Origin of the sequence: Actinosynnema mirum DSM 43827 (assembly GCF_000023245.1) — a bacterium.
Classification (GTDB): Bacteria; Actinomycetota; Actinomycetes; order Mycobacteriales; family Pseudonocardiaceae; genus Actinosynnema; species Actinosynnema mirum.
In genome coordinates this window covers 120,796-135,479 of sequence record NC_013093.1, presented here as the reverse complement: position 1 = coordinate 135,479, position 14,684 = coordinate 120,796, and the positions used below count along the sequence as shown (strand labels likewise).

The following is a 14,684-nucleotide window of genomic DNA, read 5'->3' as shown; positions in this document are numbered from 1 at the left end:
TGAGGCAGTTGTCGAGCTTACCGAACCCCTGCGGGCTCGCTCGGATCAGACCTTGATCGAACGCGGCAGCATCTTCCGCATGGAGCGCTGGCACGGTTCTTCGACATAGCGGTGCAGCAGCCACCCGCCCACGACGGAGAGGACGAGCGCGGCGATCAGCAGCAGCCGGTAGCCCCAGCTGCTCGGGTCGTCCACGTAACCCCACGAGGTGAGGAGCCTGCGCATCAGGTCGAGCAGCAGCCAGTGCACGAGGTAGAGCGCGAACGAGACCTTGCCGCCCCAGACCATGACCTTGGTGCTGAGGAAGCGGGAGGTGACGTCGCGCCCGCTGACCGCGAGCGAGCCGACCAGGAGCAGGAACAGCGGGACGACGACCACCGTCTCGGTGGCCCCCCACATGAGGTGGCCGTTGATGCGCCAGTCGACGGCGAAGCGCACCCGCACCGCCGGGTCGTACAGGCAGATGGCGTAGATCACGACCAGGATCAGCGGCAGGACGACGGTCGGCCGCAGGAACCAGGGAAGCTTGGCGGTCAGGCCGTGCCGCAGCACCAGGACAGCGACGATCGCGCCGCCGACGAACTCGGTGAGCACGCGCAGCGGGACCATGCCCTCGACGACCTTGTCGCCGTCCCACATCAGGTCGCTGCCGTCCTGGAAGCCGATGCCGACGAGCACGATCGGCAGGACCGCCAGCAGCGCCAGGCCGATCAGCGCCCTGCTGGACAGCAGGGCGCGGAACTTGGCGAGCAGCACCACGAGGAAGCAGAACGCGATGTAGGCCATCCACTCGGCGCTGAGCGACCAGTCGATGGGGTTCCAGTCGTGGTGGGCCGTTCCCCAGGCCTGCACGAGGAACACGTGCGCCAGGAAGCGGCCGGGCTGGAGCGCGTAGTGGTAGCCGCCGTCGTTCGTGGTGGTCGCCAGCCAGGCCAGGTAGCAGCCCCAGACGATCAGCATGGTGAACATGACCGGCCAGATGCGCGAGAGCCTGAGCCACAGGAACGCGATCATCTTGCGCGGCCCCCACCCGACGATCATGCGGTCGAGGTGGGTGTAGGTGAGGATGAAGCCGGAGAGGACGAAGAACAGGTCGACGCCCAGGTACCCGACGTTCATCAGCGGGATGAGCGGGTAGAGGAAGCCGAACGCCTCGATCAGCTCCGGCCTGAAGTGGAACAGCAGCACCCACAGGGCGGCGAGCGCCCTGATGCCGGTGAGCTGGTTGATGTGCGGGACGCGCGAGGCGGCGCTGGGCGAGGCGGCGCTGGGCGAGCCGTTCACGGCGGGCGGCTCCTGCCGGCCCCCCGCGTCCTGCTCGGTGACCTGAGTGTCGGCCTTCTGCATCCCCGTTTCCCGTCCCCTGTCTCGGTTCATCGTCGGCGGAACACCACGCGGCTGTACGCCGTGTAGTTCCACACCAGGCCCGCGCAGATCGCGGCGAGCTTCGGCAGCCAGGCCGCCAGTCCGGTCAGCGGCTGGTCGAGGGCCGCCATGAGCGCCTCGGCGCCGAGGATCACCACCGGGTGGATGACCCACAGTCCGAAGGCGGTGAAGGCGAAGAACAGCGCGCCCTGCTTGGCCGCGCCACCGCCGCCGCCGCCGAAGGTGAAGTACTTGTTGGCCACGAAGCTGAAGCCCATGCCCGCCGAGGTGGACACGAAGTTCGCGACCACGAAGGGCAGGCCCGCGCCGGTCAGCACCATGTACAGCACCAGGTCGATGAGCGTGTTCACGCCACCGACCAGGCCGAACCGGACGAGCTGGCCCAGCCCGCCCGACGGGGCGGGCTGGGGGACCGGCGCCGGGACCGGCGAGATCACCGGTTCCGGCGCGAGCGCCTGCTCGGCGGGGTCGCGCCCCGCCTGGTCGTCCACGGCCACGGTCAGGTGCCCTGGAGCTCGTACTCGGTGGCCGGGGTCCCGTCCTCGGGGGTCCCGCCCTCGCCGCCCTTGCCCTCGGCGGAGTCGGGGGCCCGGCCCGCGGAGCGCGCGACGACCGCGACCGCGTAGAGCGGCCTGCGCTGGACCTCGACGTAGGTCCGGCCGATGTAGCTGCCCAGCACACCGAGCATGATCAGCTGGATGCCGCCGATCAGGAACAGGGCGATCGTCATGAACGCCCAGCCGGGGACCGCGCTGCTCGGGTCGAGCAGCTTGACGCCCAGCACGTACAGCACGCCGGTGAACGCCACCACGGACAGCAGGTAGCCGATGCGGCTGATCAGCTTCAGCGGCGTGGTGGAGAAGCCGAGCATCCCGTCCGCGGCGAACTTCAGCATCTTGCGCAGCGGGTAGCCGGTCTCGCCCGCGTGCCTGGCGTCCCGGTCGAACTGCACGGCCTCCTGGCGGAAGCCGATGTAGCTGACCAGGCCGCGCAGGAAGCGGTGCTGCTCCCGGTACTTGGCCAGCTCCGCGACGACCTTGCGGTCGAGCAGCCGGAAGTCGCCGGTGTTGCGCGGGATGTCGATGGACGCGAGCTTCTCCAGCGTGCGGTAGAAGACGTTCGCGGTGAGGCGCTTGAACAGGCCGTCCTGGCGGGACCTGCGCTGCGCGTACACCACGTCCACGCCCTGCTCCCAGCGCTCGATGAGCTCCAGGCTGACGCGCGGCGGGTCCTGCATGTCCGCGTCCATGATGATGACCGCGTCGGCGTCGGCCGCGGCGTCCAGGCCCGCGGTGACCGCGAGCTGGTGGCCGAAGTTGCGGGACAGGCTGATCACCGTGGCGCGCTCGTCGCGCTCGCGCAGGGCGAGGAGCTTGTCCAGCGAGGCGTCCCGGCTCCCGTCGTTGACGTAGACGAACTCCAGGTCGTAGCGATCCCGGAGCGGGGTCGTGACCTCGTCGATCGTCTGGTGGAGCAGGTCGATGTTGTCCTGCTCGTTGTAGATCGGGAAGATGTAAGTGATCTTCCGCCGCGAGGCCGGAGCACCCACCATTGCGATCCCCTACTTGGTCGTGACTACCGAGAACACAACGCGTCCCGGAATGTTGGCAGTGATGTTCTTGGTGTCCAGTTCCCGACCGCCCAGCACGAGCGAGTCGTCACCGGGCGCGGAGATGAGAATGGGCGCCTCGGCGTGGGAAAGCGGGAGCCGGTGCGGTTCCCCGTCCAGCGTGATCCAGTATTCACCGGAGCGGAACGCGGTCGACTTGAGCTTGGCCAGGATCGACTGCTCCGGGTGGAAGCGGGCGACGACCAGGCCCTCGTCGGAGGTGGGCACCGGGATGCTCTGGTGCGCGCCCATGGTGACCTCGCCCAGCGGCTTCTCCTCGCCGCAGCGGTTCTCGATCCGCTCCAGCAGCTGCCAGCGGACGTCGCTGTCGACCAGCTCGTAGCGGCAGGCCTGCGCCAGGTTCACGCGCGGCGAGTCCCACAGCGGGAAGCGGTTGTCCAGGGTGATCCGGGTGTCCTCGCGGACGATGAACTCGGGGGCGCGGGCGTCGTCGACCACCCACTCCTCGTTCATCTCGTCGAGCAGCTCGGTGTACGCGCCGTAGTCCAGCAGCGTCGGCAGGATGTCCACGGTCATGCCGTAGGTCCAGCCCATGGCGAAGTCGAACGGCGCGGTGCGCATCTTCGCGTCGCCGATGCGCTCGACGTACCGCTCGGGCACCTGCATCCGGTTCAGCAGGTCGGCGCGGGCGTCCGCGACGATCCGGTCGCGCTGACCGCCGGAGGCGACCACGGACATGCCCTCGCCGAACATCTTCAGCGAGCGGGACGGGTCGATCGACGAGCTGAGGCCGCCGCCGAAGCTGAACGCCTGCGCGAGCAGCGCGACGACCGCCGTGGAGGCGAGCACGGAGCTGCGCCGCAGCAGCGCGATGACCAGGGAGAAGCCCGCGGCGACCGAGAAGAACTGGGCCGAGTGCGAGTCGTGCCGCACGAAGCCCTGCTTGAGCAGCAGGAACGTGCCGAGCGCGGTGCCGAGGTAGAACAGCCAGCGCCGCTTGCCCGCGTCGGTGGTGACCAGCGCGACGACCAGGACCACGACCATCGGCGCCGCGATCACGTACTCCCAGACGTTGCCGGGGATCTCCAGGCCCATGGACTGGGCGTGGCCGCTGCCGACGGACAGCGCCCGCACGACGTAGTCCACGACCTCCAGCGGCGGCTGGCCGGCGAGCAGCCAGAACCCGACCAGACCGGCGATGCCGCTGATCGCGTACTCGAGGAACCCGCGCAGCACGCGGCCCTCGCGGGCGAGCACCGCGCCCAGGATCACCGGGCCGCACATGAGGCCGACGGAGAACTTGGTGAGCAGCATCGCGCCGACCAGCAGGCCCATCGCGATCGGGTAGGCCCGGTCCGCCCAGCGGGGCAGCTCTTCGCGCACGAAGAACAGCGAGAGGACCACGACGAACGCGAACGTGCTGGTGATGACCACGGTCAGCGGCACGAAGCTGGAGCTGAGCGCCATCACGCCCACGGCCAGCCACGCCAGGTTCCGGCCGACCGTGCGGGCGAGCGCCTGGTGGATGGCGGCGGTCGCGGCGGTGGCGAACGCGAACCACAGCAGGTAGCCGACCAGGACCTCGCCCCGGTGCAGCACGTTCGGGATCGCCAGGAAGTACAGCGGCCCGTAGGTGGTCGAGATCTCGGTGCCGAAGCTCAGGCCGGTCTGCCTTGCCAGGTAGATGAGCAGCCCGTAGTCGTAATCCCCCTTCGGCTGATTGGGGGTGAACGCGGGCAAGTTCCAGAAAATCACGGTCAGCAGCGCGCTGAAGGACAGCACGGCGCGTGACGGCGCTTCCCAGGAAGCGGCCAGTTCAGGGAGCCGCCCCCAGCGACTCGCTCGCGCGGTTGTGCTCTCCGGCTCGTCCCCGAGCGCGGTGCTGTCGATCTCAGACGAGGTAGACACAGACTCTCCTAGAGCACCCGGTAAGACCGGGTGTACGCAGCACACCTGCCAGGGTGGCGTTTCGGGCGAATTGTAGTGAGCACCACGTGTTACCGGTTCCGCCCCCCTGATTGGCGTCAGAACCAGCGTTCGAGAACCTGCGCGACCCCGTCCTCGGTGTTGGCCGCGGTGACCTCGTCGGCGGCGGCGAGCGCCTCGGGGTGGGCGTTGGCCATCGCCACCCCGTGACCGGCCCAGGTCAGCATCGGCACGTCGTTCGGCATGTCGCCGAACACGGTGATCTCCTCGCGCGGCACGCCGAGCAGCTCGGCGACCTCGGCGAGCCCGGTGGCCTTGGAGACGCCGGGCGCGGCCAGCTCCAGCAGGCCGGAGTTGGTGGAGTAGGTGAGCGCGACCTGGTCGCCGAGCAGCGGGCCCGCGGCGGCGGCCATCTCGGCGCTGGTCATGCCGGTGTGCCTGACCAGCAGCTTCACCGCCGGGTGGCCGAGCACCTCGCCCCGGCTGTGGCCGAGGATCGGCTGACCGCCTTCGATCCACGGGTGCTGGTAGCTGGTCTCGGCGAGGAAGTCGCGGAAGTGGTCGGAGCCCCTGGCCGAGTCGCCGACCCGCTCGACGGCCAGCGCGCAGCCGGGCAGGGCCGCGTCCAGCACCTTGGCGACGTCCTGGAGCAGCACCGGGTCGAGGCCGTGGTGGCCGACGACGCGGTCGGCGCCGACGTCGTAGAGGACGGCGCCGTTGGAGCACACCGCGTGACCGGTGAGCCCGGCCGCGTCGGCGACCTCGGGGATCCAGCGCGGCGGCCGTCCGGTGGCCAGCACGAAGGGGGTGCCCGACTCCAGCACCCGGCCGATCGCGGTCGTGGTGCGGGCGCTGAGCCGCCCGTCGGTGCCGAGGAGGGTGCCGTCTACGTCCGAACCGACCAGGGAGGGTTTCTGCACGCCTACATGGTGCACGTTCGGGTGCCGGGGTCGGCTACGGTCGCGGTCGTGCGCACTGGAATCGTCATCCTCCCCGAGCAGCGCTGGTGGGTCGCCGAGCCGAAGTGGCGGGTCGCGGAGGAGTACGGGTTCCACCACGCCTGGACGTACGACCACCTCGGCTGGCGAACACTGGTGGACGGGCCGTGGTTCGGGGCGGTCCCGACGCTCTCAGCAGCGGCGATGGTGACGAGCACGATCAGGTTGGGCACGCTGGTGGCCTCCCCGAACTTCCGGCACCCGGTGCCGTTCGCGCGGGAGCTGATGGCGCTGGACGACCTGTCCGACGGCCGGATCACGGTCGGGATCGGCGCCGGGGCTGTGGGCTACGACACCACCGTCATGGGGGACACCGAGCTGCCGCCCGCCGAGCGCACGGCCCGGTTCGCCGAGTTCGTGGACGTGCTGGACCGGCTGCTGACGCGGGAGCGGACGACGTTCGAGGGCGCGCACTACGAGGTGCGGGAGGCGCGCAGCGCGCCGGGGTGCGTGCAGCGCCCGCGCCTGCCGTTCGTGGTGGCGGCGAACGGGCCGAAGGCGATGGCGGTGGCCGCCCGGTACGGCACCGGCTGGGTGACGACGGGGCCACCGGCGGGCTCGGTCGAGACGGCCGAGGAGTGGTGGGCGGGCGTCGAGCGGTACGCGGCCCGGTTCACCCGCGCGCTGGACGCCATCGGCAGGCGGAAGCACACGATCGACTGGTATCTGAACGCCGACTCCTCCCCCGCCTACTCGCTCTCCAGCGCCGGGCACTTCCGGGACGTCGCGGGCCGGGCCCAGGAGCTGGGGTTCACCGACCTGCTGGCGCACTGGCCGCGCGAGGAGGGCGTGTACGCGGGCAGCGAGGCGGTGCTGGAGCGGGTCGCGTCCGAGGTGCTCCCGGAGCTGGTCAGCGGCTAGCGTGGCCGCCGTGCGGCGAATCGTGGTCATCGGCGGCGGGATCGTGGGCCTGGCCACCGCGCGGGAGCTGTCCCGGCGCGGGGACGAGGTCGTGGTGCTGGAGAAGGAGGGCCGCTGGGCGGCCCACCAGACGGGGCACAACAGCAACGTCGTGCACGCCGGGCTGTACTACCGGCCGGGGTCGCTGAAGGCCAGGATGTCGGTGGCGGGCAACGCCTCGATCGTGGCCTACGCGCGGGAGCACGGCGTGCCCGTGGAGGTGTGCGGCAAGCTGGTGGTGGCGACCTCCGAGGAGGAGGTGCCCCGGCTGCGGGCGCTGGCCGAGCGGGCCTCGCGCAACGGGGTGCCCGCGCGGATGGTGTCGGTGGCCGAAGCGCGGGAGCACGAACCCGAAGTGTCGTGCGTGGCCGCGCTGCGGGTGGAGAGCACCGGGATCATCGACTTCCCGGCCGTGTGCGCGGCGATGGTGCGGGAGCTGACCGCGGCGGGCGCGGACCTGCGGACGAACTCGCCCGCGCTGGCGATCCGCACCCGCGCGGGCCGGGTGGAGGTCGCGACGCCGAGCGGGGTGGTGCGCGGGGACGCGCTGGTCAACTGCGCCGGGCTGCACAGCGACCGGGTGGCGCGGATGGCCGGGCTTGAGCCGGAGGCGCGGATCGTGCCGTTCCGGGGCGAGTACTACGAGCTGCGGCCGGAGCGGCGCTCCCTGGTGCGCGGGCTGATCTACCCGGTGCCGGACCCGACGCTGCCGTTCCTGGGCGTGCACCTGACCCGGATGCTCGACGGGAGCGTGCACGCGGGGCCGAACGCGGTGCTGGCGCTGAGCCGGGAGGGCTACCGGTGGGGCGACGTGTCGGCGGGGGACGTGGCGGAGGTGCTGCGGTTCCCCGGCACGTGGCGGCTGGCCAGGAAGTACGCCTACCCGACGGGGTTGGCGGAGGTGCTGCGGAGCCTGTCGAAGCGGCGGTTCGCGGAGAGCCTGGCGCGGCTGGTGCCCGCCGTGGGCGAGGCCGACCTGGTGCGGGCCGAGGCCGGGGTGCGGGCGCAGGCGATGCGGCGGGACGGGTCGCTGGTGGACGACTTCCTGGTGCAGGAGGCCCCTGGGCAGGTGCACGTGCTGAACGCGCCCTCGCCCGCGGCCACCGGGTCGTTGGAGATCGGGGCGCACGTGGCGGGGCTGGTGCGCTGAGCCGGTGGCGACAGGCCGACCGGGTTCATCGGCGAGTGGCCCGACAACGCCGGGGGCTCCCCCGCCGCGCTCGCGGGGACGGGTTCGGGCTGCTCGGCGCTCGGCCGCGTCTCGCCCGTCCTTGCCGTCGACAGGTCGCCGTCGTCGCGGTGGTGCGGTTCCAGGGTGAGCAGCGCGGTGGCGAGCCACGTCCACCACCAGACGAGCACGACGGCGGTCCAGCCCGCCGAGCGCCTGCGCACGCGCAGCAGGTCGGCCACCACCCGCAGCGGGACGTAGAGACACGCGACCGGGATGAACCAGCAGCCCGCCGCCATGCCCGGCGAGTGGCGGTGGAACGCGGCGTTGGTGGCGAGCCTGGCCCGGTACGCCCAGCAGGGCAGCAGGACGACCGTGCCCGTGACCAGCAGGAGGGCCAGCCCGTCCGCGCCGTCCCGCTGGCCGGCGAGCAGGAGCGGGAAGATCCCGAGCTGGAGCGCCACCACGACTGCCAGGGGGAAGGCGAAGTGCTCCACCTGGCGCGGGGTCGACGCGGGCAGGGTGGTCCAGGCGAGCGGGTGGGGCGGGTGGAACGGCGGCGCGGGCGGGTGGCGCCACTGCGGTGGGACCTGCGGCCAGGACTGCGGTGGGGCCTGCGGCCAGGGCTGCGGGTCGGCGGGCGCGGGCTCCACCGTCACGCTCGGGTCGCTGACGACGACGAGCGCCCGCCGCTCCTCGGGCCAGGGCGCTCCGGGCGGGGTGGTGGCGCGCTCCGCCGGTGCGCGGAGGTCCGCGCCGCACGCGGCGCACGCGGCGCTCCCCTCGGCGACCGGCTTGCGGCAGTCCGGGCACTCGACCACGGCGATCCCCTCACTCCTCGCAGGGCACCGCACGAGCATGGTGCCCCCGCGCGGAGTTCGCGCGGGGGCGCCAGGGGGTCGGTCGGGCTCGCGGGGGTCAGGCCGGGAGGAGGACGTCCTTGCCCAGGAACGGGCGCAGCGCCTGCGGGACGACGACGGAGCCGTCGGCCTGCTGGTGGTTCTCCAGGATGGCGACGATCCAGCGGGTGGTGGCCAGGGTGCCGTTGAGCGTGGCGGTGATCTGCGACTTGCCGTTCTCGTCGCGGTAGCGCACGTTCAGCCTGCGGGCCTGGAAGGTGGTGCAGTTCGAGGTGGAGGTGAGCTCGCGGTAGGCCTGCTGGCTGGGCACCCACGCCTCGCAGTCGAACTTGCGGGAGGCGCTGGTGCCGAGGTCGCCCGCGGCGGTGTCGATCACCCGGTAGGGGACCTCGACCTTGGCGAGCATCTCCTCCTCCCAGGCGAGCAGGCGGGCGTGCTCGGCCTCGGCCTCCTCCGGCGGGACGTAGGAGAACATCTCGACCTTGTTGAACTGGTGCACCCGGATGATGCCCCTGGTGTCCTTGCCGTAGGAGCCCGCCTCGCGGCGGTAGCAGGACGACCAGCCCGCGTAGCGGCGCGGGCCGTCGATGATCTCGTCGGCGTGGTAGCCGGCGAGGGGGACCTCGGAGGTGCCGACGAGGTAGAGGTCGTCGGCCTCCAGGCGGTAGATCTCGCTGGAGTGCGCGCCGAGGAACCCGGTGCCCGCCATGACCTCGGGCCGGACCAGGGTCGGGGTGATCATGAGCTGGAAGCCCGCGGCGGTCGCCTGGGCGACGGCCATGTTCAGCAGGGCGAGCTCGAGCTGGGCGCCGATGCCGGTGAGGAAGTAGAACCGCGAGCCGGACACCTTGGCGCCGCGCTCCATGTCGATCGCGCCGAGCCGGGTGCCGAGGTCGAGGTGGTCGAGGGGCTCGAAGTCGAACTCGCGGGGCTCCCCGACGTGCTTGACCACGACGTAATCGTCCTCGCCGCCCTCGGGGGCGTCGGGGTGCACGAGGTTGGGGACGGAGCGGTGCAGCTCGGTCAGCTCGGCCTCGGCGGCGGCCTGGTCGGCCTCGGCGGCCTTCACCTCGGCGGCCAGCTCCTTGCCCTTGACGAGCAGCGCCTCGCGCTCCTCACCGCGGGCCTTGCCGACCTGCTTGCCGAACGCCTTCTGCTCACCGCGCAGCGTGTCGGCGCGGGAGACGGCGGACCGGCGGCGCTCGTCGGCGGACAGCAGGGCGTCGACCAGGGACTCGTCCTCGCCCCGCGCCCGCTGGGACGCACGAACGGCTTCCGGGTTCTCGCGCAGTGCCTTGAGGTCGATCACGAGGGGTAAGGGTAGCCGCTCTGGGCGTGGGGCACCGCAGGCCTGGGTGCGGGGGTGGCCCCGAACGACCGCAAGCACCATTCCAGAACAGAGGAATATTCCGAATAAATTGACCGGATTTCCTCTTGAACACCTCAGATAATTAGCATCCACCCCCGTGGTTGACGTGCGATTGTTCTACATCGACGACTCGGGTTCTGCGGTCTCGAAACTCGTCGTCTACGGCTGGGTGGAACTGCTGGCACAGAACTGGAGACCGGCTCTGCTCGCCTGGCTGGACTGGAGGAACGCGCTGCACGACTCGACCGGCGTGCCCACCAACTACGAACTGCACGCCAGCGATTTCGCCAACGGCAGGGGGAACCCGACGGGTACGCCGTGGGATCGGAACAAGTCCGCGCGAACCGCGGCGATGGTCGACGCGCTGAACGCCGTCAGCACGATACCCGGAACGTGCACCGGCGCCGTGTACCGGCGCGTCGGCAGCAGGTACACGGCGGCGAAAGCGGCCGTGTACGCGGACCTGGTGCGCGAGATCGACCAGCGGCTCTGCTCGGTGGATGAATTCGGCATCGTGTACATGGACGGCGACGGCACCGCCCCGTTCTACCGACCCGCGCACCGAGCGCTGGACCTGAAGACCCGCCGGATCATCGACGACCCGAACTTCCAGGGCTCGTACCTCAACCAGTGGGTGCAGGTGGCCGACCTCGTCGCCTACGCGGCGTACCAGCACGTGCTGCGAACACCGGGCAAGGAAGCAGCCTGGGAGTGGTACCCGAACCTGCTCGGTGGCACCAGCACGACCGGCAGCACGCCTAAAGAGCTGTGAAGTCCGAAAATAAAGCTGGACCCGCTTTCCCCAAGAGCATGGGGGCGGGTCCGCGTCATTAGCTTAGCAAAGCCCTCGCCCACCCCCAAGGCTTCCCCCATCACACGAAAGGGTGGTGCGCCTCCCAGACGCACCACCCGAACGCGCACCCCCGAGGGGGTCAGAAGATCGCTACCGCCACCACCAGGCCCAGGGCCACGTGGGCCGCCGCGACCACGACCGAGGCCGGGGCGAAGCGGTCGGACTCGATCATGCTGCCGATCTCCAGGCGGGTCACCCACTCGAGCAGGCGGACCGCCAGGACCTGCACGACGATGCCCGCCAGGCCGTAGACCAGGCCGGTCAGCAGGCCCTCCGCGAGCTTGCCGCCCGCGTTGTAGATGGCGATGACCACGATGAACGCCATGCTCACCAGGCCCGCCGCCGTGACGATCACCGCGTTGGGCGCGCCCGTGCGCACCAGGGTGCTGAGCTTGCCCGGCGTGGTCCAGTCGATGGCGTAGAAGCCCACGACCATCAGGATCAGGCCCACGATCGCGTACAGGACGATCGCGCCCAGGCCCTGGACTAGCGCGGAACCGAACCCAGGGTCCAGCGCGAGGTTGGTGGTCACTTTTGGCTCTCCCGTTTCACTCGACAATCCGATGCGGCACGAACGCCGCCCCGTCGTCCGTCACCAGTCCGACCGACTCGCGGATGCCGAGGCCCGCGGCCTGGTCGCCGACCACCCACGCGCCCAGCACGGGTCGGTATCCGTCGAAGTCCGGCAGCGGGTCGAACAGCTGGTAGACGAACCCCTCCTTGCCGTACACGCCGCCGGTCTGGGTCTCGTAGCCGGGCGCGACGATCTGGATGTTCGCGCCCTCCCTGCCCAGTCGGGGCTTGCGCACGTACTCGGTGAGCAGGCCGGGGTCGTCGAGGTAGGCGGGCAGCAGGTTCGGGTGACCGGGGTACATCTCCCACATCACCGCGAGCAGCGCCTTGTTGGACAGCAGCATCTTCCAGAGCGGCTCCACCCACAGGGTCGCGGGCAGGCTCTCCACCGCGTGCCGACCGAACTGGTCGTCGGTCATCCACTCCCACGGGTAGAGCTTCACGACCGTGTTCATCGTGGCCTCTTCGAGGTCGACGAACCGCTTGAGCAGCGGGTCCCAGCCGATCTCCTCGATGGCCAGGCCGACCGTGTTCATGCCCGCCTCGGCCGCGGTCTCCTGGAGGTACGCCACGGTCACGTGGTCCTCACCGGAGGCGTCGCCGCCCGACCAGGTGAAGTGCAGCTCGGCCGACGGCAGGTTGCCGCCGATCTCGGCCCACCGCTCGACGAGCTTCTCGTGGATGGAGTTCCACTGGTCGTCGTCCGGGTGCACGTCGGTCTTCCAGTTCCACTGGATGACCGACGCCTCCAGCAGCGACGTGGGCGTGTCGGCGTTGTACTCCAGCATCTTCGCCGGGCCGCGCCCGTCGTAGCGCAGGTCGAACCGGCCGTACAGGTGCGGGTCGCGCCGCTTCCACGACTCGGCGATGGCGGGCCACACCCACTCCTGGATGCCGAAGTCGCGGTAGCGCTCGGTGAGCACCACGTTGTCGACGGCCTCCATGCACATGTTGTGCAGCAGCTCGACGTCCGCCTCCATGGACAGCACGTCGCTCATGTCGAAGGCGTAGTGCACCGACTCGTCCCAGTACGGCCGGGGCGTGCCGTCGACGCGCGACGCGGGCGCCCCGAAGACCAGGCCCTGGTCGGACACCGTGCGCTGCCAGTTCGGCCGGGGGACGGACAACTCCCGTCGCACTCAGCTGCCTCCGCTCTTGGTGCCGCCACTGCTCTTGCCGCCGTCGACGACGCCGAACCCGCCGCGCTGCACGGTGGAGCCCGACTTGGTGGTGACCTTCGAGTTGTCGGGCATGGTGTAGCTGCCCCCGCTGACCTTCTGGCCGACCGGGGTGCTGGAGCCACCGTAGTGGTACCGGTAGGAGCTGCCACCGATGTAGATGAACCCGCCGCTGACGTGCCCACCGTTACTCGTCGCGTACGATTCGCTACAGTACTTGTCGTCGACGACGACGCCGTCCATCGTGCACTGCGCCTCGACCTCGTCCGGGGTCGACGCGGCGTACCAGATGGCGACGAGGGCCACGACGCCCACGCCGACGCCGCCGCCGATGAGCAAGCGCTTGCGGAGCTTCTTCTTGCGCGCCTGCTCGGCCTCGTAGGCGAGCCGCTGCTCCTCCTGCTCGCGCAGGGCGTGCTCACGCGCGCGCTGCTCGGCCAGCGACGGCGGCCGGGGCTGGGTCACGCCCGCGACCTGGTTGCGGACCTGCCCGCGCGGCGGCGCCTTCGGCGGCACCGCGCCGGGTCCCGGAGGCGCGGGCGGCGGGAAGCCCGGAGGGGGCGTTCCCGGTCCGGCGCTCGGCGGCGTCCCCGGCGCCTCGGGCGGCGCCGGGTGCTGCTGCGGGGGCGGCGGCCCCTGCGGCGCGGCGGGAGGCGGCGGGTTGCCGCCGGTCCCGTGGTTCGATGTGTTCTTGGTTCCGTCGTTCTCAGTCATCAGCCACTCCCGGCGGGGACGCTACCCAGGATGGCCGCCGAACAGGTGACGAGTGTCCTAATAGAGACACAGTCCACCCGGCCGGTAGCCCCCAGGCTCCTTGCAGGCATCATGGAGTAGATGTCTGCGCGCGCGGGTTGGTTTCGCCGGAGTGACCACGTGGTTCTCGTCGGCGCGTTCGTCGGCGCGCTCCTCCTGCTCGGACTGAGCTCGTTCACAACACTCCCGTTCAGCTCGGGGCCACTCGGCGGGGTTACCCCACCCGAGCGAATCGACCCCTTCGAAGCAGCTCAGGCGGGTGATTGCCTGAACTGGGACCGCGCCGACCTCGCGGACATCGGCAAGGTCGAGTGCTCGGCCTCGCACCTGTTCGAGGTCAGCGGTGTGGTGGACATCTCCTCGGAGTACGGGCCCCAGGCGCCGTTCCCGGACGCCACGACCTGGCAGACGATCAACGCCGACCACTGCGCCTCGGAGTCGCTCAAGTACCTGTCGAACAAGCTGGACCCGTTCGGCAAGTACACGGTCGGCCCGCTGAACCCCGGCGAGAAGCGCTGGGCGGCGGGCAAGCGGACGCTGCGCTGCGGCCTGCAGGTGGCCGCGCCGTCCGGGAGGCTGCTGCCCGCGTACGGGTCGGCGCGCACCCAGGACCAGTCGGACGTGCACGACCCCGGCGTGTGCCTGGGCATCCAGGACAACTCGATCGGCGACCCGGTGAGCTGCGAGGAGCCGCACACGTTCGAGATCATCGGCGTGGTCGACCTCGGCGCCGGGAACACGCGGTTCCCGACCGAGGACGAGCAGGAGAGCCTGATGACCGAGAGGTGCGACGCGATCGCCAACGAGTACAGCGGCGGCAAGGTCATCAAGGAGCGCGGCCTGCTGGTCACCTGGGACTACCGCGCGCAGGAGAGCTGGGACGCCGGGTCGAAGCTGGCGAACTGCAAGGTGGGCGCGCTGCCGAACGGCACGCTGCTGACCGCGTGGACGGGCAGCGTGCACAACCCGGACGCCCCGCCGCTGGCGCCGTCGAACCCGCCGCAGACCTCCGCGGTGCAGCAGGCCGAGGCGACCGGCGCGCCGATGCACTCCGAGGCCCCGGCGAGCGAGTCGTCCGCGCCGTCCTCGCCCGCGCCGTCCTCGTCCACCCCGCCGTCGAGCAAGGAGAACGAGGAGGAGGGCGGGTGAC

Annotated in this window: 13 protein-coding genes and 1 pseudogene; 4 read left to right on the top strand and 10 right to left on the bottom strand. The window is 70.9% G+C overall.

Annotated features, from left to right (window positions below; translation table 11 throughout):
- Positions 1-45 precede the first annotated feature (45 nt).
- The 5 genes from AMIR_RS00635 to AMIR_RS00615 all read right to left on the bottom strand — a co-directional run bounded on the left by AMIR_RS00635 (position 46) and on the right by AMIR_RS00615 (position 5,802).
- Positions 46-1,347 (bottom strand): acyltransferase family protein, encoded by a 1,302-nt coding sequence (locus AMIR_RS00635; protein WP_012782759.1) that lies wholly within the window; start codon positions 1,345-1,347, stop codon positions 46-48.
- Positions 1,348-1,373: 26 nt separating this feature from the next.
- Positions 1,374-1,883 carry a GtrA family protein gene (locus AMIR_RS00630; protein WP_012782758.1) on the bottom strand — a complete coding sequence of 170 codons (510 nt, stop codon included), beginning with the start codon at positions 1,881-1,883 and terminating at the stop codon, positions 1,374-1,376.
- Between the two features lie 2 nt (positions 1,884-1,885).
- Positions 1,886-2,938, bottom strand: coding sequence for a glycosyltransferase family 2 protein (locus AMIR_RS00625; RefSeq protein ID WP_012782757.1), 1,053 nt, complete (start codon positions 2,936-2,938; stop codon positions 1,886-1,888).
- 9 nt (positions 2,939-2,947) lie between these two features.
- Positions 2,948-4,864: a hypothetical protein gene (locus tag AMIR_RS00620; protein WP_012782756.1), complete on the bottom strand. Its 1,917-nt coding sequence runs from the start codon at positions 4,862-4,864 to the stop codon at positions 2,948-2,950.
- A gap of 116 nt (positions 4,865-4,980) precedes the next feature.
- Positions 4,981-5,802: an HAD family hydrolase gene (locus AMIR_RS00615; protein ID WP_012782755.1), complete on the bottom strand. Its 822-nt coding sequence runs from the start codon at positions 5,800-5,802 to the stop codon at positions 4,981-4,983.
- Between the two features lie 48 nt (positions 5,803-5,850).
- On the opposite strand from AMIR_RS00615, the gene AMIR_RS00610 reads away from it, so the two are divergent.
- Both AMIR_RS00610 and lhgO read left to right on the top strand, forming a co-directional pair.
- On the top strand, positions 5,851-6,741 hold the full coding sequence (locus AMIR_RS00610; RefSeq protein ID WP_041837239.1) for an LLM class flavin-dependent oxidoreductase: 891 nt from the start codon (positions 5,851-5,853) through the stop codon (positions 6,739-6,741).
- A gap of 10 nt (positions 6,742-6,751) precedes the next feature.
- Positions 6,752-7,930 (top strand): L-2-hydroxyglutarate oxidase, encoded by a 1,179-nt coding sequence (gene lhgO / locus AMIR_RS00605; protein ID WP_041837238.1) that lies wholly within the window; start codon positions 6,752-6,754, stop codon positions 7,928-7,930.
- Positions 7,931-8,106: 176 nt separating this feature from the next.
- Here lhgO and AMIR_RS41385 read toward each other — a convergent pair.
- Both AMIR_RS41385 and serS read right to left on the bottom strand, forming a co-directional pair.
- A pseudogene (locus AMIR_RS41385) lies at positions 8,107-8,808 on the bottom strand (DUF4328 domain-containing protein); the annotation flags it as partial.
- A gap of 58 nt (positions 8,809-8,866) precedes the next feature.
- A complete protein-coding gene (gene serS / locus AMIR_RS00600; RefSeq protein WP_012782752.1) occupies positions 8,867-10,117 on the bottom strand; it encodes a serine--tRNA ligase in 1,251 nt (416 codons plus the stop codon).
- A gap of 157 nt (positions 10,118-10,274) precedes the next feature.
- Here serS and AMIR_RS00595 point away from each other — a divergent pair, with 157 nt between their 5' ends.
- Positions 10,275-10,949 carry a DUF3800 domain-containing protein gene (locus tag AMIR_RS00595; protein WP_012782751.1) on the top strand — a complete coding sequence of 225 codons (675 nt, stop codon included), beginning with the start codon at positions 10,275-10,277 and terminating at the stop codon, positions 10,947-10,949.
- Positions 10,950-11,109: 160 nt separating this feature from the next.
- Here AMIR_RS00595 and AMIR_RS00590 read toward each other — a convergent pair whose 3' ends face one another.
- The 3 genes from AMIR_RS00590 to AMIR_RS00580 are packed head-to-tail and all read right to left on the bottom strand — an operon-like array spanning position 11,110 to position 13,495.
- A complete protein-coding gene (locus AMIR_RS00590) occupies positions 11,110-11,562 on the bottom strand; it encodes a DUF350 domain-containing protein (protein WP_012782750.1) in 453 nt (150 codons plus the stop codon).
- A 16-nt stretch (positions 11,563-11,578) separates the two neighbouring features.
- A complete protein-coding gene (locus AMIR_RS00585) occupies positions 11,579-12,742 on the bottom strand; it encodes a glutathionylspermidine synthase family protein (RefSeq protein WP_012782749.1) in 1,164 nt (387 codons plus the stop codon).
- A complete protein-coding gene (locus AMIR_RS00580) occupies positions 12,743-13,495 on the bottom strand; it encodes a hypothetical protein (RefSeq protein ID WP_012782748.1) in 753 nt (250 codons plus the stop codon).
- A gap of 159 nt (positions 13,496-13,654) precedes the next feature.
- Here AMIR_RS00580 and AMIR_RS00575 point away from each other — a divergent pair, with 159 nt between their 5' ends.
- Positions 13,655-14,683, top strand: coding sequence for a septum formation family protein (locus AMIR_RS00575; RefSeq protein ID WP_012782747.1), 1,029 nt, complete (start codon positions 13,655-13,657; stop codon positions 14,681-14,683).
- Position 14,684: the final 1 nt, after the last annotated feature.